Origin of the sequence: Halopseudomonas oceani (genome assembly GCF_002903165.1) — a bacterium.
GTDB classification, from domain to species: Bacteria; Pseudomonadota; Gammaproteobacteria; order Pseudomonadales; family Pseudomonadaceae; genus Halopseudomonas; species Halopseudomonas oceani.
The window spans coordinates 44,224-67,470 of record NZ_PPSK01000005.1 but is presented as its reverse complement, the minus strand read 5'-3'; the positions used below and the strand labels follow the sequence as shown (position 1 = coordinate 67,470).

The following is a 23,247-nucleotide window of genomic DNA, read 5'->3' as shown; positions in this document are numbered from 1 at the left end:
GGCTGCCATGAAAAAAACTGCTTTGTGTGGAATCGGCTTGCTGTGCCTGGCTGGCACGGTCTGTGCTGATACCGGTGGCCGCCTGCTGGCGACCGGAGGGGTGACCAACATCGAAGGCTCAGCCGGTGGCGGCATCGTGCCGTGGGCGGTACTGTCCGGCTACGGTGCTCGGGGCGAGTGGGGCGGTGATGCGTTTGCTACTCGCGTCGACACGGGGGACTATCGGCTCGACGCCTTCGGTGCTTCGCTGGCATTCAACAACCGGGTGGAGCTCTCGGTGGCGCGGCAGCGACTGGATATGGATGCGTTGACCAAGGCGGCAGGCCTGCCGCATAAGAGTCTCAATCAGGATATCTTTGGCGTGAAGCTGCGGTTGTTCGGGGATCTGGTGTACGACCGCTTGCCGCAGGTCGCGGTGGGCGCGCAGTACAAGCGTCAGACTAACCTTCTGATTCCGTCGCTGGTTGGTGCCCGTCGGGATTCGGATACTGATTATTATCTCGCCGGCTCCCGCCTGTTCCTGGGCGCAGTGGGCGGCTACAACCTGCTAGTGAGCGGCACACTGCGCTATTCGCGGGCCAATGAAACCGGGCTGTTGGGTTTTGGTGGTGACCGGCGTGACAGTCGGACACTGCTCAAGGAGGGGAGTGTGGCGCTGCTGCTCAACCCTCGCTGGGTGGTGGGGGTTGAGTATCGGGAGAAGCCGGACAACCTGTCGTTTGCTGGCGAGAGCGATTGGCAGGATGTGTTTGTCGGTTATTTCCCGAGTAAGCGTCTGGCTCTGACTGCTGCCTGGGCTGAGTTGGGCGAGATTGCCACGCTGGAGGACCAGCGAGGCCTCTTCCTTTCCATGCAGCTGAGTTACTGAGGTTCCCATGCGCAGACAATTACGTGCGACGGCTAGTGTTGCGCTTATTCTGTTCGGCCTCGTCGGGTGTGCCGCCAGCCCGGCGCCGGAGAACGACAGCCTGTACCAGGCGATGGGAGGCCAGGCTGGCATCAATCGCGTGGTGGAAGGACTGTTGTACCAGATCGCGGATGACGAGCGTATTGTTCATCACTTCGCTGACACCGACATAGCGCGATTGCAGGAAAAGCTGCAGGAGCAGTTCTGTGTCGAGGCGGGAGGCCCTTGTGTGTATTCCGGCGACAGCATGGCTGACGTGCATGCCGGATTTGAGCTCACCGAAGCGGACTTCAATGCGCTGGTTGAAGACCTGATTGCGGCGATGGAGGCCGAGCAGTTGCCGGTGACAGTGCAGAATCGCCTGCTGCAGCGGCTTGCGCCAATGCGCGCAGATATTATTTACCGCTAGCTGCTGGTACCCGGCTTGTCGGCGTCAAGCATCCTGATTTCGGTGATCAGGCTGGCCGAGGGCATACCGATTGCTGCCCCCTGGGCAAAGTGAATGCCCAGCGCCTGAACCTTCTTCAGAACAGCAGGGCTGTGCACGAACTCTGCGACGGTCTGGATGCCGAGCTCTTCGGCGAACTGGACGATGCCACGGCACAGGGTGACCGCAGTCGGGTTCTCGTCCAGCTGGCGTATCAGGCTGCCATCGATCTTGATCAGGTCGACATTGAGCCGCATCAGGTGCTCGAAGTTGGAATAGCCGGTGCCGAAATCGTCGATGGCAATGCGGCAGCCCAGCGCCTTTGCGCGATCGATAAACTGGCGCACAGCGGCGTAGTTTTCGATCCCTTCGGACTCCAGAATTTCGAAGATGACACGCTCACCTATGACGTGGCTGTCGACGGTCGTGATGATGTAATCGGCCAGCTCGGGGTCAAGTAGGTCCTCGCAGGACAAATTGATGGAGAAGCTGTACGGCTGATCAGCGAAGCGCTCAATCGCACTGTCGATCATGCAGCGGGTGATTGCGCGGTACAGGCGCACCTTTTTCGCCAGGTCGAGAAAGTGAATAGGGCTGACCGGTTCACCCTGCTCGTCGATCATCCGCACCAGGCATTCGTATTTTTCGATACGTTGGCTCGCGACATCCATGATCGGCTGGAAGAAGGCGACGATACGCTGCTCGTCCAGAGCTGCGCGCAGCCGGTTGGCGCCAATCAGATTTTGTTCGTAGCCCTCGCGAATGCCCTGGCTGGCGTCGTAGAACACAAAACTCTCGTTATCGGTGCGCGCGAGCTCCAGTGCGATGTTGGCCGCCGGCAGCAGCTGCTCCCCGGTCAGGTCCCGGGCATCACGTTGATTGCAGCACGCGACGCCGACGCTGGCACTGAGCGGGATGTCCTGTTCCTGCCACTGAATGTTCAGATTGCTGATGAAGTCCAGCAGTCGTGTCAGGGCTGGGGCCAGCTGCTCCTCGCTGTGATGGCCGGGCAACCAGATTGCCAGTTCGTCGGCCGGCATGCGGTAAAGGCGGCTGCCGCCCCAGTCTGCACGTTCATCCAGGTGCTGCTGCAAGGCCTCGGCCAGCGTCGCAATGACATGGTCACCACACTGGTGGCCATAGAAATCGTTGATCTCCTTGAAGGCATCCAGGTTCAGTAGCAGCAGGCTGGCGGTGTGGGTCTTTTTCAGGTCGGCCAGCAACCGTTCGCGGTTCGGCAGATGGGTGAGGGTGTCGGTGTAAAGGTTGTGCAGCTGGCGTAAGGTGCCGGCGACCAGATACAGGATCAGCGCCGAAATAATCAGCATAATGGCGCCGGCAAGCAGCTGAATCCGGGTGCTGCTTTCGCGCATGGGGGTGAGCACCGCATCAATCTCTGACTGTGGGACGCCGATACCAAAGATCATGCCGGCCCGGGTCGGGGAGAAAAACAGGCTGTAATCCTGCTGGCCAACGTGATGCAGCAACTGCTGCATGGGGGAGGACAGTTGCCGGGTGTTGATGACCGGCACCGGCGCTTCCTGCAGCCGCTGATGCAGTTGCAGCGCAGTGACACTGTCGATCAGTTGCTGGGCACGGTCGACGTCAGGGGCGTCGGACAGGCTGGACAGGTTGCGGTTCTCGTGGTCGAGCAGGAACGCAAAGGTGCTGGGGGTGACTTCGACTCGGCTTACGGTGCGAATGACGTCGTCTGCCAACCAGTCGGTCATCGCCAGACCAACCGGGCGGCCGGTCTGGTCGCGAATCAGTGTGGCATGGCTGATCACCACACTGTTGATGCTGCTTTTGTAGTAGGCAGCCGTCCATTGCTGGGCGGGGTCCCCAGGGCTGGGCAAGTCACGCAGGCGCTGGAACCAGCCGCTGAGGCGTTGCTGCTCGTCTGCACTGAGCGGCTCGACCTGGATACTCTGTCCCTGACGATAGGCGTAGCGGGCGGGGCGACCCCCTTCTACATACCATAGACTGCTGCCGTAACTGTCGGGCAGATCCTGCAGCGCGTTGCGCAGGGTGCTGGCCAGAGCTGCGGGCTCCGACGGTGTGCGTAGCAGTAGGCCGCCGGCGCGGGCAAGGCCGCGTGTGCTTTGCTCCATCAGGCGGTGATGGGCGTTGATACGGTCAAGGTTGGCGTAGAAGGTGTCGGTAATCTGGCGTTCGCGCAGCTTGCCCATGGCATTTTCGGCGAACTCCAGATTCAGGCTGGCGATCAGCCAGCTACCGACCAGAAACAGCCCGACCAGCAGGCTGAGTAGAACCATGATCGCGCGTTTGACTGGCAGCATCCTTGTTACCCGAGTGTGTTAGCGGCTATTGAGGCGCTGTTGCAGAGCGCTGCGCGCGCTGGTCAGCTGGTCATTGCTGAGTTTGCCTGACAGCTGTTCGACGTAGCGACGGCTGCGAGACTCCCCGTTCATCAGCGCAAGGCTGAGCCAGAAGTAGGCCTGCTCCAGGTCTTGCGGCCCACCGTCGCCTTGCAGGTAATCAAGTCCCAAACGGTACTGTCCTTCGGCGGAGTCACGCTCTGCGGCCTCGCTGAGCCACTGGCGAGCGGAGGCCGTACCGGGATGGCTGCGCGCGAGCTGCAGCATGGCGGGCACGTGCTCTGACAGCGCAGCACGGCGCAGCTGACCCTCTGCCTTTTCCGGGCTGACGGCGGTCCCGGTTCCGTTCAGGTAGGCCAGGGCCAGTTGGTAGCGGGCCTCGGGTTGGCCACTGCTTGCTGCCTTTTGCAGCCAGGTGAAGGCTTCGATGTCGCTCTCGCTGCTGTTTTGCTGTTGCAGCAGATCGGCCAACAGCAACTGGCCCGCAGTGTCGCCCTGATCGGCAGAAGCGCGCGCCCAGCGCAGCGCCATGCTGCTCTGTCCGGTGCTGCTGACAATGCTCGCCAGGTGATGCTGGGACTTGGCATCGCCCGCGGCAGCTGCCGCTTCACAGGCCGTCGCGGCCTGGCTGTAGTTGCGGATGGCGAACAGCAGATAGCAGTTTTCCTGCTGGCTGGTCGCTGCACTGCTGCTGCCGGAGGTGCTGGTGGTAGAGCTGGCGGAAGGCGCTTCGCTGGGTTGTGGTACCCGGGCGGCAAAGTCGCTCACCTGCTGAGGGCAGGAAAACTGATAGCCAGCACGTAGTCGTTGCAGGTTCTCGCGGGTGGGTTGCTCGGCCTGGTAGCGTTGGCCGATGGCCTTGCAGCGGGTGTCTCGTTCTTCCTGGACCAGTGGCACGTAGTCAGCGTAATCCGCGTCGTTGGTGTGTTTGTTCAGGTAGCGGGTGAGCGGGTCAATATACTGCTGCGCAAACAGGGCCTCGACTTCCGCGTGACGTTGCTGGGCCGCCGGGTCGTCGGTCAGCCTGCTCGCGAGTTCAGCCAGGCGCTGGCTTTGGCTCTTGATCACGTCGCCCGACCGGCTGAGGAGGCTATCGGGTTGAGACAGGCTTTGGCATCCGGTGAGGGTGATGCTCAGTCCCAGTAACAGGGCGATGTACGCGCGCATGATACCTCTCGAGTTACGGCCGGCTGGGGCGGGATGGCTGGCCGTGGTGACAGTGGATGGCGAAGCTCAGTGTGGCGCTCACGCGCCTGCCGAGGCAGTAGTCTGGCCTTCCTTTGCCGCTATATCGCCAAGCAGTTTATCAGAAGGTTTGCCGGGACGAACCAGAACTCGACTGCGGACGGGCAACCATTGGTAGATCCGCTCTGGCGTCGCTGGTTCTGAAACTGGAACGCTTCTTGCGTAGACCTCGATACAACGCAATCTGCGTCAAATATTTGATCTGGGGACCTTTTCATCGATGGCTGTTGATCGCGCGCAAATGATGGGCACTATGCGGACCAACCTGGCCGGTTTGCGCCACGGCAGTCTGGGGATCCCTATTTTGCTGTTGGTGATGCTCGGCATGATGATGCTGCCGATCCCGCCGTTCCTGCTCGACGTTCTGTTTACCTTCAACATTGCCCTGTCGCTTGTGGTATTGCTGGTTGGCGCCTACGCCTTGCGCCCGCTGGACTTCGCGGTGTTCCCGACCATTTTGCTGGTAGCGACATTACTGCGTCTGGCACTGAACGTCGCCTCCACCCGTGTGGTACTGCTGTATGGCCACGAGGGGGGGGATGCTGCCGGTAAGGTGATTCAGGCCTTCGGTGAGGTGGTTATCGGCGGTAACTATGTGGTCGGTCTGGTGGTGTTCGCGATCCTGATGATCATCAACTTCGTGGTTGTCACGAAGGGTGCCGGGCGTATCTCGGAAGTGAGCGCGCGCTTCACCCTGGATGCAATGCCCGGCAAGCAGATGGCGATTGATGCTGACCTCAACTCGGGCCTTATTGATCAGGAACAAGCCAAGGCACGTCGTCAGGAAGTCGCCCAGGAGGCCGAGTTTTACGGCTCCATGGACGGTGCCAGCAAGTTTGTTCGTGGTGATGCCGTCGCCGGTCTGCTGATTCTGTTCATTAACGTGATTGGCGGCCTTGCCATCGGTATGGCCCAGCACGGCCTGCCGTTCGCCGAGGCGGGTCGGATCTACGTACTGCTGACCATTGGTGACGGCCTGGTGGCGCAGATTCCGTCGCTGCTGCTCTCGACGGCTGCTGCGATCATGGTTACCCGTGTATCGACCTCCGAGGACATGGGCGCTCAGGTGCAGCGCCAAATGTTTGCCTCGCCCAAGGCGCTGGCGGTCGCGGCGGCGATCCTTGTCGTCATGGGCTTGATTCCCGGTATGCCCCATTTCTCGTTCCTGAGCCTCGGCGCATTGGCTGCTGGCGGTGCCTACTTCATTGCCAAGCGTCAGCAGGTCAAGGCCGAGGAAAAGGTTGAGGCCGAGCGTCAGCAGGCGCAACTACCTGCGGTACAGTCGCCCGAGACCCGTGAGCTGGGTTGGGACGACGTTACTCCGGTGGATATGGTGGGGCTGGAGGTTGGTTATCGGCTGATTCCGCTGGTTGACCGCAATCAGGGTGGCCAACTGTTGGCGCGAATAAAGGGCGTGCGCAAGAAGCTGTCGCAGGACCTGGGTTTTCTGATGCCGTCTGTTCACATCCGCGACAACCTGGATCTGGCGCCCAATGCTTATCGCCTGACGCTCATGGGGGTGGGTGTTGCCGAAGCAGAGATCTACCCCGACCGTGAGCTGGCAATCAATCCGGGTCAAGTGTTTGGCGAGATCAAGGGCGTGCCCGGCAAGGATCCTGCGTTTGGTCTGGATGCGGTCTGGATCGAGCCGAGCCAGAAGGATCAGGCGCAGTCGCTCGGCTACACCGTGGTGGATGCCAGTACCGTGGTCGCCACGCACATCAACCAGATTCTCCACAAGCATGCCCATGAGCTGATCGGTCACGAAGAGGTGCAGCAGTTGATGCAGGTGCTCGCCAAGGCCTCGCCCAAGCTGGCGGAGGAGCTGGTACCGGGGCTGATTTCCCTGTCGAATCTGCTCAAGGTGCTGCAGGGATTGCTGCAGGAGCAGGTACCGGTCAGGGATATTCGGACCATCGCCGAGGCCATCGCCAACAACTCGAACAAGAGTCAAGATACCGGCGCACTGATTGGCGCAGTCCGGGTCGCGTTGTCGCGCTCAATCGTGCAAAGCATTGTGGGGCTTGACTCTCAGCTGCCTGTGATCACGCTGGAGCCAAGGTTGGAACAGATGTTGCTACAGAGTATGCAGAAGGCCGGTCAGGGCGCAGACGACGGTATGTTGCTGGAGCCTGGCATGGCTGAGAAGTTGCAGCGCTCGCTGTCCGATGCCGTACAGCGGCAGGAAGTGCAGGGCAAGCCGGCAGTGCTGCTGGTGGCGGGGCCGATTCGAATGATGATGGCCAAGTTTGTCCGCTACGCAGCCCCGGGCGCCCATGTACTGTCCTACCAGGAAATTCCGGACAGCAAGCAGGTCACCATCATTGCGACGGTTGGCCAGAACTGAACTGCAGCACTCTGAATGAATGACAGCAGCCGCCAGTGGGCGGTGCCAGAAAAGCGACGAGGTCAGTCATGAAAGTCAAACGTTTCTTTGCCGCAGACATGCGCCAGGCGATGAAGCTGGTTCGCGATGAGCTGGGCGCGGATGCGTCGATCATCGCCAATCGCCGGGTTGCCGGTGGCGTCGAGCTGACCGCTGCGCTGGACTACGAGGCGCCCCGTCTGACCACGCCGACACCGGGTCTGGATAGCGAATTGAAGAAGACCCAGGAGCGCATTGTTGCCGCCCGCGCCGAGCTGGAGGTGGGCGAGATGGCTTCCCACGACCAGCCATTGGTCAATCGCCAGCTGTTTGGTGACAGCATGCGCCACGCGGCGCGTCAGGGGTCGGTAGAAGCCCGCGACCTGCTGGATCGTCTGATTCAGGAACCGGTTGAGCCGGCTGCAACCAGCGCGCGGCCTGCAGCGGCTGAAGCGGCGCCGGCTCAGTCTGGCGATGACGCTGGCCTGAGTGCGATGCGCGCCGAGCTTGCGGGTCTGCGAGAGATGCTTGAGTCGCAGCTGGGGGGGATGGCCTGGGGACAGCTCAATCAGCATAAGCCGAAGCAGGCTGGCCTGTGGCGACGGCTGACCCAGATGGGGTTGCCAGCTGAGGTCAGTCAGGATTTGCTGCGTCAGGTTTCTGACGTGACCGAGCCGCGTCAGGCCTGGCGTATGCTGCTGGCCTATCTGGCGCATCGTGTGCCGGTGCTGCGCGAAGAGCCGCTCGATGCCGGCGGCGTGATCGCGCTGGTCGGCCCTACCGGGGCTGGCAAGACCACGACCCTCGGCAAGCTGGCTGCCCGCTACGTGCTTAAGCACGGCAGTCAGCACGTTGCTCTGGTGACCATGGACACCTACCGTATCGGTGCCCATGAGCAGCTCCGCACCCTGGGGCGAATTCTCAACGTGCCGGTCAAGGTGGTTGACGAAAAGCAGGATCTCAACGATGTGCTGGCCGATTTTGCCGGCAAGCGACTGGTGCTGATCGACACTGCTGGCCTGCAGGCCAATGATCCCTATCTGCGCGGGCAGCTTGATACGCTGGCTCGTCAAGGCCACCGTGTACGCAACCTGCTGGTGTTGGCCGCAACCAGTCAGCATCGAGTAATGAAGGCTGCCTATCACACCTACAAGGCTTGTGGGCTTTCCGGCTGCATTCTCACCAAAATTGATGAAGCAGCTACGCTTGGTGAGTCGCTGGGGCTGGCGATGGAGCAGGGTTTGCCGGTAGCCTATCTGGCAGATGGCCAGCGCATACCGGACGATATCAGCCGTGCTGTTGGGCACCAACTGGTCAGTCGTGCCGTCAGCATGGCTGGCAACGATGCTCCGGCAGATCAGACCATGGCCGACGTTTTTGCCGGTATGATGCATACCCAGCGGGCAAGTTAAGCAATTTCACAGAATTAAGGTAATCAGCGCAGATGGGCAGCAAACATCCGGTTCAGGTAATCGCAGTCACCGGTGGTAAGGGTGGCATCGGCAAGACCAACGTGTCGGTGAACCTCAGCCTTGCTCTGGCGGAAATGGGGCGACGCGTCGTTCTGCTTGACGCTGACCTTGGTTTGGCGAATGTCGATGTGCTGCTTGGTCTCAAGCCCAAGGCCACGCTGGCTGATGTGTTGGAAGGCAAGTGCGACCTGCGCGACGTTCTGGTCACCGGCCCTGGCGGCATCCGTATTGTGCCTGCCGCTTCAGGTGCGGCCAACATGGTCAGCCTCAGTCACCAGCAGCATGCCGGTTTAATCCAGGCGTTCAGCGAGATCGGTGACAATATCGATGTACTGATCGTGGATACCGCAGCAGGTATTGGTGATTCAGTTGTCAGCTTTGTGCGCGCCGCCCAGGAAGCGCTGGTGGTCGTCTGTGACGAGCCGACCTCGATCACCGACGCCTATGCATTGATCAAGCTGCTCAACCGTGATTACGGCATGACTCGTTTCCGCGTATTGGCCAATATGGTCGGCACGCCGCAGGAAGGTCGCATGGTCTTTGCTAAGCTCACCAAAGTGACAGACCGTTTTCTCGACGTCGCGCTGCAGTATGTCGGTGCGGTTCCCTATGACGAAGCAGTGCGCAAATCGGTTCAGAAGCAGCGCGCGGTATTCGAAGCGTTCCCGCGCAGCAAGGCCTCACTGGCGATTCGCGCGATTGCCCAGAAAGTGGATGCCTGGCCTTTGCCGGCTAACCCGCGCGGACACCTTGAGTTTTTTGTCGAGCGTCTGGTGCAGCCCACAGGGTCTGGTCTATGACAGCACAGGCTGGCGGATTGAGCATGTATACACGAGCACAGAGTTCAGCAGGAGAACAGGATCGTCTCGTCGAGCAATATGCTCCTTTGGTCAAGCGGATTGCCTATCACTTGCTGGGGCGCTTGCCATCCAGCGTTCAGGTTGAAGATCTTATGCAGGCGGGCATGATCGGCCTGCTCGAAGCCTCCCGCAAATTTGATTTCGGCAAGGGTGCCAGCTTTGAAACCTACGCCGGTATTCGCATTCGCGGTGCGATGCTTGATGAAGTGCGCAAGGGGGACTGGGCGCCGCGCTCGGTTCACCGCAATACCCGTATGGTCAGTGATGCGATGCGTGCTGTGGAGGCGCGACTTGGGCGTGACGCTAAAGATCACGAGATTGCTGCCGAGTTGGAGATGAGTCTCGAGGAGTACTATACGATTCTCAGCGACACCGCCGGCAGCAAGTTGTTCAGCTTTGATGACCTGCTGGAGTCGGGTGCGCCGGCCGATGTGCAGGGCGGGGAAGAGCCTTTTTCGGGGCTGCAGGATGAGCGCTTCAGGGCGGCTTTGATTGAGGCTATCGACAGTTTGCCGGAGCGTGAGCGGCTGTTGCTGTCGCTTTATTACGACGAGGAGCTTAACCTCAAGGAAATTGGCGCCGTACTGGGCGTCAGTGAATCGCGGGTCAGCCAGTTGCACAGTCAGTGTGCTGCCCGACTGCGTTCGAAGCTGGTCAGTTGGCGAAATGATTGATTTTGTCGTCAACATCCGGACAATGCTCGGATTGCTCGACAGGTACTAGCAGTGTTGTGCCGGTCGCCAGGATGGTGACACGAAGGGCGCGTCCGATCAGTCTGCTGATGGCAGTCGATTGATCAGAGCTTCTTTTACGGCTTGTTTGGTTATTTGCGATGGGTTTCTGGGGTGCAGGCCTGCACATTCCCTGGTTTGTACGGAGGTCGACTTGGACAAGAACATGAAAATTCTCATCGTTGATGATTTTTCGACGATGAGGCGCATCATCAAGAACCTGTTGCGCGACCTTGGGTTTACCAACACAGCCGAAGCCGACGACGGCAATACTGCGCTGCCGATGTTGCAGAGTGGCAGTTTCGATTTCCTGGTGACGGACTGGAATATGCCCGGCATGAGCGGCATCGACCTGTTGCGTGCGGTGCGTGCCGATGAACGGCTCAAGCACCTTCCGGTGCTGATGGTAACGGCCGAGGCAAAGCGCGACCAGATCATTGAAGCCGCGCAGGCAGGCGTTAATGGTTATGTGGTTAAGCCTTTCACTGCGCAGGCATTGAAAGAAAAGATCGAAAAGATCTTTGAGCGAGTTCAGGCTAAATAATAATCAACCGGGGTACAGGTTATGGCTTTGAGTAAGGATCCCGGCCAGGCGACTGCTCAGGAATTTGAACATTCGCTGAAGGACAATGCGCACCAGCTGGTTGGTCACCTCGAAAGCGGCAACTTCGGTGAAGCGTTGCTGGTCATTCATGCGATCAACCAGGCGCGTGACCGCGGCCTCTACCACGAAGTGGGACAGCTGACCCGGGCGCTGCACAACGCGATCGTCAATTTTCAGATCGATACCACCCATGCGCTGGGGGCTGATACCGACTCGTCCAAAATTTCCGATGCGTCCGACCGGCTCGACTATGTGGTTCAGCTGACCGACAAGGCAGCCAACCGCACGATGGATCTGGTTGAGGTCAGTGCGCCCAAGGTCGGTGATCTGGGGCAGCAGGCTAGTGCCTTGAAGGCAGATTGGCAGCGGCTACAGCGCCGCGAGATGGCGGCCGATGAATTCCGTGATCTCTATCGCCGGGTTGGCGAGTTCCTTGAGCACACCGAAAGTACCAGTAAGGATTTGTCGACCAATCTGAACGACATCCTGCTGGCGCAGGATTATCAGGATCTGACCGGTCAGGTCATCAAGCGTGTGATCACGCTTGTGCACGATGTCGAAGAGAGTCTGGTCAATCTGGTCCGTATGGCGGGGCAAGTCGACCGCATTACCGGCATCAACCATGGCGATACGCCGGAAGAGGCAAAAAAATCCTCCTCCAGGGGTGAAGGTCCGCAAATTCATGCCGATAAAAGGGAAGACGTTGTTTCCGGTCAGGATGAGGTCGACGACCTTCTGTCCAGTCTCGGATTCTGATGTCAGCTGTAGCTGCCGTGCATCAGGCGCGTCGGCAGTTTGACTGCCCAAGGTGGCAACCTGGCAGCAACGTTGAATGACGGCGCAGTGCCTGGACGCAAGTCCGTGGTGGTGGTGCGTAGTCTTCCGATAACACGCCCGAGGGGAGTGGGTGCATGAGTTTCGATGCGGATGAAGAGATTCTCCAGGACTTTCTGGTCGAGGCCGGCGAGATTCTCGAGCAGTTGTCCGAACAGTTGGTCGAGCTGGAAAACCGGCCTGACGACATGGATCTGCTTAACGCCATCTTCCGCGGCTTTCACACCGTAAAAGGCGGCGCTGGCTTTCTGCAGCTCGATGCCCTCGTTGCCTGCTGTCATATCGCTGAAAACGTGTTCGACATTCTGCGCAAGGGTGAGCGAACGGTTTCCCCCGAGTTGATGGATGTTGTGCTGCAGGCGCTGGATACGGTCAACGGCATGTTCGCCCAGGTTCGAGAAAGCGAAGAGCCTACGCCTGCAGACCCGGCATTGCTGGCAGCACTGTCGGCCCTGGCTCAGCCCGCTTCGGCTGACGAAGTTGCTGCGGCACCTGCTGCCGTCGAGGAAGCCGAACCTGAAGCCGAGCCGGTTGAAACGGCCGCCCCTGCAGCTGCGGCTGACGGTGATATTACCGACGACGAATTTGAGCAGCTGCTGGATGCCCTGCACGGCGATGGCAGTGCGCCGACTGCGGCAGCCAAGGCTGCCCCCGAGCCGGCCGCCAGTGCGGCATCCGACGAGATATCCGACGACGAATTTGAAGCGCTGCTGGATGAGCTGCATGGCGCAGGTAAAGCGCCCTCGGTCGCGGCTGGCGCCGCTGCACCTGCCGAGTCGTCCAAACCTGCCGCTGCCGCTGCCGCTGCCGGTGGAGACGAAATTACCGACGACGAATTCGAAGCGCTGCTTGATCAGCTGCACGGCAAGGGCTCTGCGCCCGGTGCTGTTGAAGCGTCCGCTGCGCCTAGTTCGCCCGCCGCACCCGCTGCAGACAGTGCGCCAGCGACTGCCGGCGGCGACGATCACATCACCGACGATGAGTTCGAGGCGCTGCTTGATCAGTTGCACGGCAAAGGTTCTGCGCCGGGCCTGGCCGAAGACGGTGCCGGGGCCAGCAAGCCAGCCGCGAAGGCGGAATCAGGCACCCCCCCTGCAGCCAAGGCACCTGCACCTGCAGCCAAGCCCGACGTCAAACCCGAGGCCAAGCCGGCAGCGAAGGCTGCGGCGCCTGCTGCAGCCAAGGCTCATCCTGCTGGCGAGGCACCAGCTGCCGATACCACCGTGCGAGTCGACACTGCGCGGCTTGACGAAATCATGAACATGGTTGGTGAACTGGTGCTCGTGCGCAATCGACTGGTGCGCCTGGGCGTGGCCAGTGGCGATGAGGAACTGGGCAAGGCTGTCGGCAATCTGGATGTGGTCACCGCCGACCTGCAAATGTCGGTCATGAAGACTCGGATGCAACCGATCAAGAAGGTGTTCGGGCGCTTCCCGCGGGTTGTTCGTGATCTGGCGCGTAACCTCAAGAAGGAAATTAATCTCGAGCTGATTGGCGAAGAGACCGATCTCGACAAGAACCTTGTCGAAGCGCTGGCTGATCCGCTGGTTCACTTGGTGCGTAACTCGGTTGACCACGGTATTGAGCTGCCGAGCGAGCGTGAGGCTGCCGGTAAACCGCGAACTGGCAAGGTGGTGCTGGCTGCTCAGCAGGAAGGGGATCACATTCTGCTGACAATCGTCGACGATGGGCGTGGGATGGACCCGGAAATCCTTCGTGCCAAGGCCGTCGAGAAAGGCATGATGGAGAAGGATGCGGCTGATCGGTTGAGCGATTCCGAGTGTTTCAACCTGATTCTGGCACCAGGTTTCTCTACCAAGACCGAGATTTCCGATGTGTCCGGCCGCGGTGTCGGCATGGACGTGGTCAAAACCAAGATTTCCCAGCTCAATGGCACCATTAACATTGAGTCTACAAAGGGGCAGGGCTCGCGCATCGCGATCAAGGTGCCGTTGACGCTGGCGATCATGCCAACGCTGATGGTCATGCTGGCCGATCAGGCGTTCGCGCTGCCGCTGGTTAGTGTTAACGAAATCTACAGCCTGGATCTGTCACGCACCAACGTGGTGGATGGTCAGGAAGTCATTATCGTCCGCGATAAGGCGCTGCCATTGTTTTATCTCAAACAGTGGCTGATGCCTGGCGTGGAAGATACCAGCGATCATTCGGCGGCCAGCGTAGTTATCGTTTCTGTTGGTACCCAGAGAGTCGGTTTCGTGGTCGATCAACTGGTTGGCCAGGAAGAGGTTGTCATCAAGCCGCTTGGGCGGATGCTGCAGGGCACTGCCGGTATGGCCGGGGCAACCATTACCGGCGACGGTCGCATTGCTCTGATCCTGGATATTCCCAGCCTGCTCAAGCGGTATGCACGGCGCATTTGATCGTCTTGCCGGAGGCGTAAGCCTGCGGTAAGGGTGTATCGAGTGCCCTTTGCGGGGTAGCACAACCCCGCAAAGACAGTGATGAATCATTTCATGTGCAGGATGCAGTTCAGGAGAGGGTATGGCGGTTAAGGTTCTGGTGGTCGACGATTCCGGTTTCTTTCGCCGCAGGGTGACAGAGATACTGGCCGGCGATCCACAAATCCAGGTGGTCGGTACCGCCAACAATGGTCGTGAAGCCATCGATCAGACGCTGGCGCTGCACCCGGATGTGATCACCATGGACTACGAGATGCCGGTCATGGACGGCATTGAGGCGGTGCGCCAGATCATGCAGCGCTGTCCGACGCCGGTGATCATGTTCTCCTCGCTAACCTACGAAGGCGCGCGGGTCAGCCTGGATGCGCTGGATGCTGGCGCCGCCGATTATCTGCCGAAGAACTTCGAAGATATTTCGCGTAACCCGGACAAGGTCCGGCAGATGCTGTGCGAGCGGGTCACTGCATTGGCCCGCACCAATCGCCGATCGCTTGGTCTGCATTCCTCCGCTGCGTCCTCGACATCTTCTGCGCCTGGCTCGACTTCGCGTCCGGCTTCGGGCCTGTCGAGCACTGCTACCGCGCGTCCAACGGCTGCACCAGCGCCCGCTGCGCCGGTGAAAAACAGCCCTGCACCGCGCAAGCGCAGCTACAAACTGGTTGCTATCGGCACCTCTACCGGTGGCCCGGTTGCGCTGCAGAAGGTGCTTACCCAGCTTCCTGCCAGCTTCCCTGCGCCGTTGTTGCTGATTCAGCACATGCCAGCAGCTTTTACCAAGGCGTTTGCCGAGCGCCTCGACAAGTTGTGTCGGATTTCGGTCAAGGAGGCAGAGGACGGTGACGTGCTGCGCCCCGGCCGAGCGCTGCTTGCTCCGGGTGGCAAGCAGATGATGGTGGACTCGCGGGGTGTGGTGCGTATTCTGCCCGGTGATGAACGCCTGAACTACAAGCCCTGCGTGGATGTGACCTTTGGTTCGGCCGCCAAGGCGTTTCAGGATAAGGTGCTGGCTGTTGTCCTGACCGGGATGGGAGCCGATGGTCGTGAAGGTGCTCGCATGCTCAAGCAGGCCGGCAGCTCGGTTTGGGCGCAGGACGAGGCGAGCTGTGTGATATACGGGATGCCGATGGCTGTGGCCAAGGCAAACCTGGCTGATGGCATCTACAACCTGGATGAGATCGGCCGTTACCTGGCTGAGCTGGGCTGATGGATATCCTCAGTGTTATTGGCGTCATTCTGGCGTTTATCGCCATTATTGGCGGCAACTATCTTGAGGGCGGACATGCAACTGCGCTGCTGAACGGGCCTGCTGGTCTGATCGTAATCGGTGGCACCCTTGGCGCTGCGTTTATCCAGACGCCGTTGACGGTTTTCAAGCGGGCGCTGGCGATCCTTCCCTGGATCGTTTTTCCACCAGCCAATCGCATGCGTGAAGGTATTGGTCAAGTTATCAACTGGAGCACCATCGCCCGCAAAGAAGGTCTGCTTGGCCTGGAAAGTCTGGCAGAGCTTGAGCCCGATGGCTTCGCCCGCAAGGGGTTGCAGCTTCTGGTTGACGGCAGTGAGCCGGAAGCATTGCGCAGCATTATGGAAGTTGACCTGGTCAACAAGGAACACGGCGATCTGATGGCGGCCAAGGTCTACGAATGCATGGGCGGCTACGCCCCGACCATCGGTATCATCGGTGCAGTGATGGGGCTGATCCACGTGATGGGCAATCTAGCCGATCCGTCCCGGCTGGGTGCCGGTATCGCGGTCGCCTTCGTGGCCACCATTTATGGGGTGGCGCTGGCCAACCTGTTCATGCTGCCGACTGCAGCGAAGCTGAAGTCGGTGGTGCTGCAGCAATCCAAGTACCGTGAGATGTTGCTCGAAGGTCTGATGTCGATTGCCGAGGGCGAGAATCCGCGGTCCATCGAAATGAAGCTCGAGGGCTTTCTGGATTAGAGGTTGAACCATGCGCCGATCCAGACCGGAAGAGCACGAAAATCACGAGCGCTGGCTGGTGTCCTATGCGGACTTCATTACCCTGCTGTTCGCTTTTTTTGTCGTCATGTATTCGATTTCTTCCGTGAACGAGGGCAAGTACAAGGTACTGTCCGATACGCTGGTCGGCGCTTTCAATCAGCCCCAGCGCTCGGTAGACCCGATTCAGGTTGGTACTGAGCTGCCGCGCGGGCTTACACGCGAAAATAACGATGCCTCCGGCGCCGGTACGCCAGACGGCAGCAGCGACGCGCTGCAAGATATTACGCAGGCGATGGAAGCAGCCTTCGGTGATCTGATTCAGGCCGGTGAGCTTGAGGTCCGGGGTAACGAGATGTGGGTTGAGATCGAGTTAAGCTCCGGTCTGCTGTTTCCCAGTGGTGATGCATTGCCGCTGGATGCAGCCTTCGACCTGATTGACCGGATCGCGATGATTCTCAAGCCGTATGACAATCCGGTACATGTTGAGGGTTTTACCGATAACATCCCGATTCGCTCCGGTCGATACCCCACCAATTGGGAGCTGTCGGCCGCGCGGGCGGCCAGTGTGGTACGAATGCTGAGCAATGGCGGCGTCAACCCTGACCGGCTGGCCGCAGTAGGCTATGGTGAATTTAGACCCGTTGCCGATAACACCACGGCCGCAGGGCGCAAGGCCAATCGTCGGGTGGTGTTGCTGGTGTCGCGTTTTCTGGACAATCGGCATGAGCAGATAGCCGAACCTGATGGCCGAATTGATGTGATGCGCGAAGCGCGCACCGCCCCGGCTTCTGGCACGGGTTCTGCATCGGACGCTCTGCGATAGGTAAATCAGGCGGCGGGCTGTCAGAATGTTGGCGTTTCATTATTGTGGCGAGATGCAACGCAGTATCCGCATCTCCGGAGGTAAGGTATGAGAGTCTGGGCGGTAGCCAACCAGAAGGGCGGGGTGGGCAAGACCACGACAGCCGTCGCGCTGGCGGGCTTGCTTGCAGATCAAGGTCAGAAGGTGCTGGTGGTAGACCTTGATCCACACGGCTCTATGACCAGTTATTTTGGTCAGGATCCGGACCAGCTGACCAGCAGTGTATTCAATCTATTTCAACACAACGGGCATGTGCCGGAAGGCTTGGCGGCGGCGCTGCTGAAGGAGACCTCCCACCCGAATATCAGCTTGCTGCCATCGAGTACCTCGCTGGCAACGCTTGAGCGGCAGTCGGCGGCTCAGGGCGGGTATGGTCTGGTAATCTCGCGGGCGCTGGCACAACTCTGGAACGAGTACCAGTTTGTTATCATCGATAGCCCTCCGTTGCTGGGGGTGTCGATGATCAATGCGCTGGCCGCTTGTGAGCAGTTGATTATTCCGGTGCAGACCGAGTTTCTGGCGCTCAAGGGGCTGGAGCGGATGGTGCATACGCTCAACATGGTCAATCGCTCGCGCAAGCAGGCATTGCCTTACACCATCGTACCGACCCTGTTTGACCGCCGCACCCAGGCGTCACTCAACACGCTGCGCCTGTTACGGCGCGATTACGCCGAGCACCTGTGGCAGGCCTATATCCCGATTGATACCAAACTGCGAGATGCGAGTCTTGCGGGCCTGGTGCCCTCGCAGCTGGATTCGAATGCGCGTGGTGTGTTGGCCTATCGTGCGTTGTTGCGCTTTTTGCTGGCGCAGTCGCTCAGCCGCAATGAGCAGGTGGCTTGAATGCGAGTAGTCTGTCTTCTGACGCCTGCGCTAATGCTTTGCGCTGGCGAGCCGATACAGAGTCAAGGCCAGTTCCTGTGGGGGACCGGCGATGCGAGATGAACTGGTGTTATGAGTAAACCCTTGTTGCCCGTTCAGGAGTTTGTACCTGAGCAGACCATTCAGCATTATCTGGATGCGTTGCTGCAGGATGCGGCTGATGAGCTGGCGCGTGCCGAGCAGGGTGGCGAGGCGGCCGTTGCACCGACACCGGTTGTCGTCGAGCCTAAGCCGGTGCAACCCCAATTGCTGCGCGAGGCAGAGAAACCCGTTGTCGAGGCGCCGCCGGTTGCTGAAACCGAGTCGGTCTCGGAGCCGGTTCTGGATACGCCGGCACTCAAGCCGGTGCCGCAATGGCGGGAGCAGGCCTTTGAGGCCCTGCTGTTCGATGTTGGCGGTCTTAAGCTGGCGGTACCGCTGGTGTTGCTTGGTACGATTTACCCGCTGGAAGATGAAATCACTCCGTTGTTTGGTCAGCCGGACTGGTTTCTTGGCATCCTTTCGACTCAGGCTGGCAACATCAAGGTGCTGGATACGGCGCGCTGGGTTATGCCGGAGCGTTATACGCCCGAGTTGAAGGACAGTCTCTCTTTCGTGATTTCGGTAGAAGGTTTTGACTGGGGTATGGCCGTGCACGGTGTACATCAGTCGATTCGGCTGGAGCCGGATCAGATCAAGTGGCGCTCCCAGCAGGGCAAGCGCCCCTGGCTGGCTGGTACGGTTATTGATCACATGTGTGCGCTGCTGGATGTGTCTGAGCTGGCTAAGCTGATAGTCGGTAACGGAGGCACTGGTGCTGCTGGTAATGCCGCAGCGCCAGCATTAGGATGAACGGGGTAGGGTGAGTCGCCAACGGTTCGCCGTGACCCTGGACTTAAATGATGATCGGGAAGCAAGACAATGAAGAATAATTCGGGACAAGGTGCTGAAGATCCGATCCTGCAATGGGTGACCTTCCGGCTCGATAACGAGACCTATGGCATCAATGTAATGCAGGTGCAGGAAGTGCTGCGACATACCGAGATTGCCCCGGTTCCGGGCGCTCCCTCCTATGTTCTGGGGATCATCAATCTGCGTGGTAATGTTGTCACCGTCATCGATACCCGTCAGCGCTTTGGGTTGAGTCCTGCGCCCATTACCGACAATACCCGCATCGTGATCATCGAGGCGGACAAGCAGGTAGTCGGCATTCTGGTCGATAGCGTGGCTGAAGTGGTGTATCTGCGCCAGTCCGAGATCGAAACGGCACCGAACGTCGGTACCGACGAGTCGGCCAAGTTTATTCAGGGTGTCTGCAACAAGAACAACGAACTGCTGATTCTGGTCGATCTCGAGAAGATGATGACCGAAGATGAGTGGGCCGAGCTGTCGGGATTCTGATTGATGAGTGAGCCCTGGCTGCTGCTGGTGATGGGCGGCGTACTTGGCCTGCTGCTGGTTGCGCTGGTGGCTCTGGCTGTGTTGTTTGCGCAGGTACGTCGATTGCCGGCGCAGCAACAGCAGCTCGAGTCCCAATTGCAGAGCCGGATCGATCAGCTCGCCCGTGATCTGACGACCTTCCAGCAGGGCAGTATTCGCATGGGTGAGGAGCTGACGGCGCTGCGCCAGCAGGTCAAGCGCCTTGAGGACAAACAGCTCAAACTTGAGCAGTCGGATCCCCAGGCAATGCCATACAGTCAGGCGGCTCGGCTGGTTGGCATGGGGGCCAGTATTGAAGATCTGACCCAGTCCTGCGGCCTGTCCAAGGCCGAAGCGGAACTCTTCGTCAAACTGCACGCCTCGCGTCAGAGCTAAGTCTGCCTTCGTTACTCTTCCCTTTTCCTTTCCAGCTGTAGTGTGCGCTCTTTGCCTGCGTCCGGATCGAAGCCGGCTGGTCGCTTGCCCTTTAGATACCAGGCAAAGGCAATGATCTCGGCAATGGTCCGATACAACGCCTCCGGAATCTGATCCCCCAGCTCCATGCGTGCCAGCATCTTTGCCAGCTCGGCGTTCTCGTAAATTGGCACTTCGTACTGCATGGCCAGGTCGATGATCTGCTCAGCCAGGTCCCCTTCGCCCTTGGCAGTAATGGTTGGTGCCTGTTCGCCGCCGTCGTAGACCAGCGCGATTGCTTCGCGGGAAGTACTCATCAGGTTACCTCGTCTACCCAGCCCTGCTGTACCGGCTGGCGTGGTGGCGGCGGAGCGCCTCGGTGACAGCTGAGTTCGCCAACATCGAGTCCCTTGGCCAGCAGGCGGTCGCGCAGGGCGCCGATTTCACTGTTGATCAGGCCCAATGTCTCCTGCCGCTCGGCCCAGAGCTCGCTGCTAATCTTGTCGTTTCGCAGGCGGGCGATGGCCTGCATGCTGCCAAGGTGGTCAAGGTTGAACGCCAGCCTGACCTCCCATACTGGCACGGGTTCGGGCTGACGTGGCGTTGGCGCCGACTCGTCGCGCTGAATTCGCACCTGTACGTGGTTGAATTGCTGGCCGTCGCGCAACGGGATCTCCAGCTGCCAGGTGGTTTGGCTGCTGCCGTCGGAGAAGGTCTGAGTCTGGCCCATGCTCTGCAACTGGTGATGCTGAATCCGCGACAGCAGTGCTGCAGTAAGGCGCAAGAGGCTGCCCAGATCGCTGGTCTCGCCCAGTGCCTGGAGCGCGCGGGCTGGCAGGGGGAAGAGTCCGGGCTTGACGCTGGTGCCCTGTTGCGCGAGTTGCATGGCCTGTTGCCAGGGGCCAGCAGGGTTCTGCGGCGGTTGCAGCACGGCACCCGGCAATTGCTGCTGAAGGGTGACCAGCAGGCCGACCAGAGCCCCCTTGAAATCCGCCCCGGCCAGCGGTTCGGTTGCGCGAGGGGCGCTCAGGCTAGCCAGCAGTGGAAGCAGTTTGTCCAGTGCTGGCAGTGCCGGCTTGGGGGAATCTCCACCCGTTGCAGTGGTCGGTTTACCGTCCACCGAGACAGCGCCCTCTGCGCTCTGCTGCTTGCTCATGATGTCGGCGAGGCGCGCGAGGTTGGCCTCCAGAAAGCTGCCGCTCTGGGCGACGGCGTTGGCCACGCCGGTGGCGGTCATCAGCTGCGGGGCGTCAACGATCTGTTTGAGTACGTTGGCAATCGCCAGTTGCAGCGCAGGAACAGGTGGAAGCTCCTGCGGTGCCGCTGCCAGCGAGGCCAGTCGAGTTAGCAGCAACTCCGATGACGCCTGCTGTTGAAAGGCAGTACGCAAGCCCTGCAGCAGATCGGCCTGGCGAACTTGCTCGCTACTGCTCAGTACCCGCAGCTCGCCCTGGCTGCCAACAGTGGCGTTGAGCTGGGTGCCGGGCTCAACCGGGCGGGCGCTGGTGATGCTCAGCAGCGTCTGTTGCGGGCTTTGCTGCACCAGCTGCGCAACCAGCTCGTAGCGCGCTGCCTGGTTGACGCTGGCCGGGATAGCCTGCTGGCTTATCACTCGTGCCTGTAAGGGGGTTCCAGCGGGAAACTGCTCAGGGTCGAGCTGGGTGAGCAGTTGGGTGTTCTGTGAGGCGACCTGCTGCACGACCGCGATCAGCTGGGTCTGCGTGACGGCCTGCACCACCATCTGGGTACCCGGCGCGACCGGCTGACTAGTGCTGGCGGGCAGGGTGGTGCCGCCGCTCATGTCCTGCTTGACGATCTTCAGCAGCAGGTCAAATTGGCCGCTGATGTTGGGCTTGTTGCTGCTTTGCACTACTTCCGCATTTGCCTGGTCGCCACCGAGTAGCTGCTGTGCGTCAATTGGCCGCAATAGCTGCAGCGCCATCATAATTGCGTCGGCCGGGCGCACCGGCGCAGCAGTGGTGGTGCCGGTTGGCTGGGTAACGCTGGTCGGTGGCAGGCGAAAATCAGGGCTCATGCTGTCACATGTTGACGTAAATCGAGGTCCCCCGCAAAAGGGGGGCATGTATAATGGCGCCGCTGGAAAACGGGCGTTCCCGCAGGCGTTGCTGGCTACAGAGTATAGCGGCAGCTGGCGCGGGACCATTAATTTACCGCTACCTTGATGGTGGCGTACGGAGCAGCGGTGACAGCTGAGCAGATCGACATTATCGACCTGTCCTGTGAACGGGATGAGCGCGAGCTCTTCGCCGGTCTGAACTGCCGTCTGCAAGCCGGAGAGGTGCTGCAAGTTGCAGGCCCCAACGGGGCTGGTAAAACCAGCCTGCTGCGTATCCTGGCCGGGCTAATGCCTGCTACTGCGGGCGATATCCGCTACGCTGATCGTTCTATCCTCAGCGGTGGCGGGCGCGACTACTGGCGACGTCATTTGCTGTTCCTTGGACACGCCACGGCCATCAAGGCGACCCTGAGCGCCGAGGAAAACCTCTCCTGGCTGTGCGCCCTGGACCACCCCGTCGAGCGTGATGCCATCTGGGACGCGCTGGCGGCTGTCGGTCTGCGCGGGTACGAAGACGTGCCGTGCCGGCAGATGTCGGCCGGGCAGCAGCGTCGAGTAGCGCTGGCGCGCCTGCGCCTGCAGACCGCAAAACCCATCTGGGTGCTGGACGAGCCCTTCACCGCACTGGATCAAACCGCAGTGCGGGCGCTGGAACAGCAGATTCTGGCGTTTGCCCGGCAAGGCGGCATTGCCGTGCTGACAACCCATCACAGTCTGGACCACCTGAGCGAGGTTCGTCGTCTGGAGCTGGGGCGGATGAGCTAATGGGTAACGTACTCTGGCAACTGCTGCGTCGCGAATGGCAGCTGACCTGGCGTCGCCCCGGCGAGGTGCTCAACCCGTTGGTGTTCTTCGCCATGGTCATCACCCTGTTTCCGCTGGCGGTCGGCCCCGAGCCCGAGCTGCTGCAGCGCATGGCGGCGGGCGTAATATGGGTAGCGGCGTTGCTGGCTACCCTGTTGTCGCTGGATGGCATGTTTCGCGGCGATTTTGAAGACGGCTCGCTGGAGCAGTGGGTACTGTCTCCGCACCCGCTCACTCTGCTGGTGCTGGTCAAGGTGCTGCACCATTGGTTGATGTGTGGCGTGATGCTGGTGCTGCTGACACCGGTGCTGGGCATGATGCTGGCTTTGCCCTGGACGGTGATACCGGTACTCTGTGCAACCCTGTTGCTGGGAACTGCGGTGCTGAGCCTGTTGGGTGCGATCGGTGCGGCGCTGACAGTGGGTTTGAAGGGTGGGGGCAGCATGCTGTTGGCATTGTTGATTCTGCCGTTGTATATCCCGGTGTTGATTCTCGGCACTGGGGCCATGGATGCGGCATTGCAGGGGTTGCCGGTTCAGGGCTACCTGCTGTGGCTGGGCTGTCTTGCAGTTCTGGCATTGAGTCTGGCCCCGCTGGCGATAGCGGCGGGCCTGCGAATCGGAGTTGGCGAATAAGCGCGG

General features: G+C 60.2%; 22 protein-coding genes. 18 read left to right on the top strand and 4 right to left on the bottom strand.

Annotated features, from left to right (window positions below; translation table 11 throughout):
* Positions 1-7 precede the first annotated feature (7 nt).
* Together C1949_RS07425 and C1949_RS07420 are read left to right on the top strand one after the other, a co-directional pair.
* Positions 8-868 carry a DUF3034 family protein gene (locus C1949_RS07425; protein ID WP_104737847.1) on the top strand — a complete coding sequence of 287 codons (861 nt, stop codon included), beginning with the start codon at positions 8-10 and terminating at the stop codon, positions 866-868.
* A 7-nt stretch (positions 869-875) separates the two neighbouring features.
* Positions 876-1,316: a group I truncated hemoglobin gene (locus C1949_RS07420; protein ID WP_104737846.1), complete on the top strand. Its 441-nt coding sequence runs from the start codon at positions 876-878 to the stop codon at positions 1,314-1,316.
* Here the strand turns inward: C1949_RS07420 and C1949_RS07415 are convergent.
* Together C1949_RS07415 and C1949_RS07410 are read right to left on the bottom strand one after the other, a co-directional pair.
* Positions 1,313-3,634, bottom strand: a complete 2,322-nt coding sequence (locus C1949_RS07415) for an EAL domain-containing protein (protein WP_104737845.1) — start codon at positions 3,632-3,634, stop codon at positions 1,313-1,315. The two genes, C1949_RS07420 and C1949_RS07415, sit on opposite strands and share 4 nt — an antisense overlap.
* Positions 3,635-3,652: 18 nt before the next feature.
* A complete protein-coding gene (locus tag C1949_RS07410) occupies positions 3,653-4,840 on the bottom strand; it encodes a tetratricopeptide repeat protein (RefSeq protein ID WP_104737844.1) in 1,188 nt (395 codons plus the stop codon).
* 319 nt (positions 4,841-5,159) lie between these two features.
* Here C1949_RS07410 and flhA point away from each other — a divergent pair, with 319 nt between their 5' ends.
* The 14 genes from flhA (at position 5,160) to C1949_RS07340 (ending at position 19,707) form a co-directional block, all read left to right on the top strand.
* A complete protein-coding gene (flhA, locus tag C1949_RS07405) occupies positions 5,160-7,265 on the top strand; it encodes a flagellar biosynthesis protein FlhA (protein ID WP_373289764.1) in 2,106 nt (701 codons plus the stop codon).
* Between the two features lie 68 nt (positions 7,266-7,333).
* Positions 7,334-8,695 carry a flagellar biosynthesis GTPase FlhF gene (gene flhF / locus C1949_RS07400; RefSeq protein WP_104737842.1) on the top strand — a complete coding sequence of 454 codons (1,362 nt, stop codon included), beginning with the start codon at positions 7,334-7,336 and terminating at the stop codon, positions 8,693-8,695.
* A gap of 32 nt (positions 8,696-8,727) precedes the next feature.
* A complete protein-coding gene (gene fleN, locus C1949_RS07395; RefSeq protein WP_104737841.1) occupies positions 8,728-9,555 on the top strand; it encodes a flagellar synthesis regulator FleN in 828 nt (275 codons plus the stop codon).
* Positions 9,552-10,289, top strand: coding sequence for an RNA polymerase sigma factor FliA (locus C1949_RS07390; RefSeq protein WP_104737840.1), 738 nt, complete (start codon positions 9,552-9,554; stop codon positions 10,287-10,289). Before fleN ends, C1949_RS07390 begins: the two co-directional genes overlap by 4 nt.
* A gap of 223 nt (positions 10,290-10,512) precedes the next feature.
* The gene (locus C1949_RS07385; protein ID WP_172409633.1) at positions 10,513-10,890 is read left to right on the top strand and encodes a chemotaxis response regulator CheY; all 378 of its coding nucleotides are present in this window, start codon (positions 10,513-10,515) and stop codon (positions 10,888-10,890) included.
* 21 nt (positions 10,891-10,911) lie between these two features.
* Positions 10,912-11,706 (top strand): protein phosphatase CheZ, encoded by a 795-nt coding sequence (locus C1949_RS07380; protein WP_104737839.1) that lies wholly within the window; start codon positions 10,912-10,914, stop codon positions 11,704-11,706.
* Between the two features lie 155 nt (positions 11,707-11,861).
* Positions 11,862-14,165: a chemotaxis protein CheA gene (locus C1949_RS07375; protein ID WP_104737838.1), complete on the top strand. Its 2,304-nt coding sequence runs from the start codon at positions 11,862-11,864 to the stop codon at positions 14,163-14,165.
* 121 nt (positions 14,166-14,286) lie between these two features.
* Entirely contained in the window at positions 14,287-15,408 is a 1,122-nt protein-coding gene (locus C1949_RS07370) for a protein-glutamate methylesterase/protein-glutamine glutaminase (RefSeq protein WP_104737837.1), read from the top strand.
* Positions 15,408-16,148, top strand: coding sequence for a flagellar motor protein (locus tag C1949_RS07365; protein WP_104737836.1), 741 nt, complete (start codon positions 15,408-15,410; stop codon positions 16,146-16,148). The genes C1949_RS07370 and C1949_RS07365 overlap by 1 nt, the downstream gene beginning before the upstream one ends.
* Positions 16,149-16,158: 10 nt before the next feature.
* The gene (gene motD, locus C1949_RS07360) at positions 16,159-16,992 is read left to right on the top strand and encodes a flagellar motor protein MotD (RefSeq protein WP_104737835.1); all 834 of its coding nucleotides are present in this window, start codon (positions 16,159-16,161) and stop codon (positions 16,990-16,992) included.
* A gap of 87 nt (positions 16,993-17,079) precedes the next feature.
* Positions 17,080-17,874 carry a ParA family protein gene (locus C1949_RS07355; RefSeq protein ID WP_104737834.1) on the top strand — a complete coding sequence of 265 codons (795 nt, stop codon included), beginning with the start codon at positions 17,080-17,082 and terminating at the stop codon, positions 17,872-17,874.
* A 111-nt stretch (positions 17,875-17,985) separates the two neighbouring features.
* The gene (locus tag C1949_RS07350) at positions 17,986-18,744 is read left to right on the top strand and encodes a chemotaxis protein CheW (protein ID WP_104737833.1); all 759 of its coding nucleotides are present in this window, start codon (positions 17,986-17,988) and stop codon (positions 18,742-18,744) included.
* Positions 18,745-18,813: 69 nt separating this feature from the next.
* Positions 18,814-19,293, top strand: coding sequence for a chemotaxis protein CheW (locus tag C1949_RS07345; RefSeq protein ID WP_088273668.1), 480 nt, complete (start codon positions 18,814-18,816; stop codon positions 19,291-19,293).
* Between the two features lie 3 nt (positions 19,294-19,296).
* Complete coding sequence (locus C1949_RS07340; protein ID WP_229744279.1) at positions 19,297-19,707, top strand: DUF2802 domain-containing protein; 411 nt, start codon at positions 19,297-19,299, stop codon at positions 19,705-19,707.
* A gap of 11 nt (positions 19,708-19,718) precedes the next feature.
* Here C1949_RS07340 and C1949_RS07335 read toward each other — a convergent pair whose 3' ends face one another.
* Positions 19,719-20,042 (bottom strand): EscU/YscU/HrcU family type III secretion system export apparatus switch protein, encoded by a 324-nt coding sequence (locus C1949_RS07335; protein ID WP_104737832.1) that lies wholly within the window; start codon positions 20,040-20,042, stop codon positions 19,719-19,721.
* Positions 20,042-21,760 carry a flagellar hook-length control protein FliK gene (fliK, locus tag C1949_RS07330; RefSeq protein WP_170063020.1) on the bottom strand — a complete coding sequence of 573 codons (1,719 nt, stop codon included), beginning with the start codon at positions 21,758-21,760 and terminating at the stop codon, positions 20,042-20,044. Before fliK ends, C1949_RS07335 begins: the two co-directional genes overlap by 1 nt.
* A gap of 147 nt (positions 21,761-21,907) precedes the next feature.
* On the opposite strand from fliK, the gene ccmA reads away from it, so the two are divergent.
* Together ccmA and ccmB are read left to right on the top strand one after the other, a co-directional pair.
* Positions 21,908-22,567: a cytochrome c biogenesis heme-transporting ATPase CcmA gene (ccmA, locus tag C1949_RS07325; RefSeq protein WP_104737830.1), complete on the top strand. Its 660-nt coding sequence runs from the start codon at positions 21,908-21,910 to the stop codon at positions 22,565-22,567.
* The gene (gene ccmB / locus C1949_RS07320) at positions 22,567-23,241 is read left to right on the top strand and encodes a heme exporter protein CcmB (protein WP_104737829.1); all 675 of its coding nucleotides are present in this window, start codon (positions 22,567-22,569) and stop codon (positions 23,239-23,241) included. The genes ccmA and ccmB overlap by 1 nt, the downstream gene beginning before the upstream one ends.
* The last annotated feature ends 6 nt before the right edge of the window (positions 23,242-23,247 follow it).

Excerpts from the sequence above, each read along its gene's own strand:
- C1949_RS07425 (WP_104737847.1), top strand. The coding sequence starts at position 8 with ATGAAAAAAACTGCTTTGTGTGGAATCGGCTTGCTGTGCCTGGCTGGC.
- C1949_RS07420 (WP_104737846.1), top strand. The coding sequence starts at position 876 with ATGCGCAGACAATTACGTGCGACGGCTAGTGTTGCGCTTATTCTGTTC.
- C1949_RS07415 (WP_104737845.1), bottom strand. The coding sequence starts at position 3,634 with ATGCTGCCAGTCAAACGCGCGATCATGGTTCTACTCAGCCTGCTGGTC.
- C1949_RS07410 (WP_104737844.1), bottom strand. The coding sequence starts at position 4,840 with ATGCGCGCGTACATCGCCCTGTTACTGGGACTGAGCATCACCCTCACC.
- flhA (WP_373289764.1), top strand. The coding sequence starts at position 5,160 with ATGATGGGCACTATGCGGACCAACCTGGCCGGTTTGCGCCACGGCAGT.
- flhF (WP_104737842.1), top strand. The coding sequence starts at position 7,334 with ATGAAAGTCAAACGTTTCTTTGCCGCAGACATGCGCCAGGCGATGAAG.
- fleN (WP_104737841.1), top strand. The coding sequence starts at position 8,728 with ATGGGCAGCAAACATCCGGTTCAGGTAATCGCAGTCACCGGTGGTAAG.
- C1949_RS07390 (WP_104737840.1), top strand. The coding sequence starts at position 9,552 with ATGACAGCACAGGCTGGCGGATTGAGCATGTATACACGAGCACAGAGT.
- C1949_RS07385 (WP_172409633.1), top strand. The coding sequence starts at position 10,513 with ATGAAAATTCTCATCGTTGATGATTTTTCGACGATGAGGCGCATCATC.
- C1949_RS07380 (WP_104737839.1), top strand. The coding sequence starts at position 10,912 with ATGGCTTTGAGTAAGGATCCCGGCCAGGCGACTGCTCAGGAATTTGAA.
- C1949_RS07375 (WP_104737838.1), top strand. The coding sequence starts at position 11,862 with ATGAGTTTCGATGCGGATGAAGAGATTCTCCAGGACTTTCTGGTCGAG.
- C1949_RS07370 (WP_104737837.1), top strand. The coding sequence starts at position 14,287 with ATGGCGGTTAAGGTTCTGGTGGTCGACGATTCCGGTTTCTTTCGCCGC.
- C1949_RS07365 (WP_104737836.1), top strand. The coding sequence starts at position 15,408 with ATGGATATCCTCAGTGTTATTGGCGTCATTCTGGCGTTTATCGCCATT.
- motD (WP_104737835.1), top strand. The coding sequence starts at position 16,159 with ATGCGCCGATCCAGACCGGAAGAGCACGAAAATCACGAGCGCTGGCTG.
- C1949_RS07355 (WP_104737834.1), top strand. The coding sequence starts at position 17,080 with ATGAGAGTCTGGGCGGTAGCCAACCAGAAGGGCGGGGTGGGCAAGACC.
- C1949_RS07350 (WP_104737833.1), top strand. The coding sequence starts at position 17,986 with ATGAGTAAACCCTTGTTGCCCGTTCAGGAGTTTGTACCTGAGCAGACC.
- C1949_RS07345 (WP_088273668.1), top strand. The coding sequence starts at position 18,814 with ATGAAGAATAATTCGGGACAAGGTGCTGAAGATCCGATCCTGCAATGG.
- C1949_RS07340 (WP_229744279.1), top strand. The coding sequence starts at position 19,297 with ATGAGTGAGCCCTGGCTGCTGCTGGTGATGGGCGGCGTACTTGGCCTG.
- C1949_RS07335 (WP_104737832.1), bottom strand. The coding sequence starts at position 20,042 with ATGAGTACTTCCCGCGAAGCAATCGCGCTGGTCTACGACGGCGGCGAA.
- fliK (WP_170063020.1), bottom strand. The coding sequence starts at position 21,760 with ATGAGCCCTGATTTTCGCCTGCCACCGACCAGCGTTACCCAGCCAACC.
- ccmA (WP_104737830.1), top strand. The coding sequence starts at position 21,908 with ATGGTGGCGTACGGAGCAGCGGTGACAGCTGAGCAGATCGACATTATC.
- ccmB (WP_104737829.1), top strand. The coding sequence starts at position 22,567 with ATGGGTAACGTACTCTGGCAACTGCTGCGTCGCGAATGGCAGCTGACC.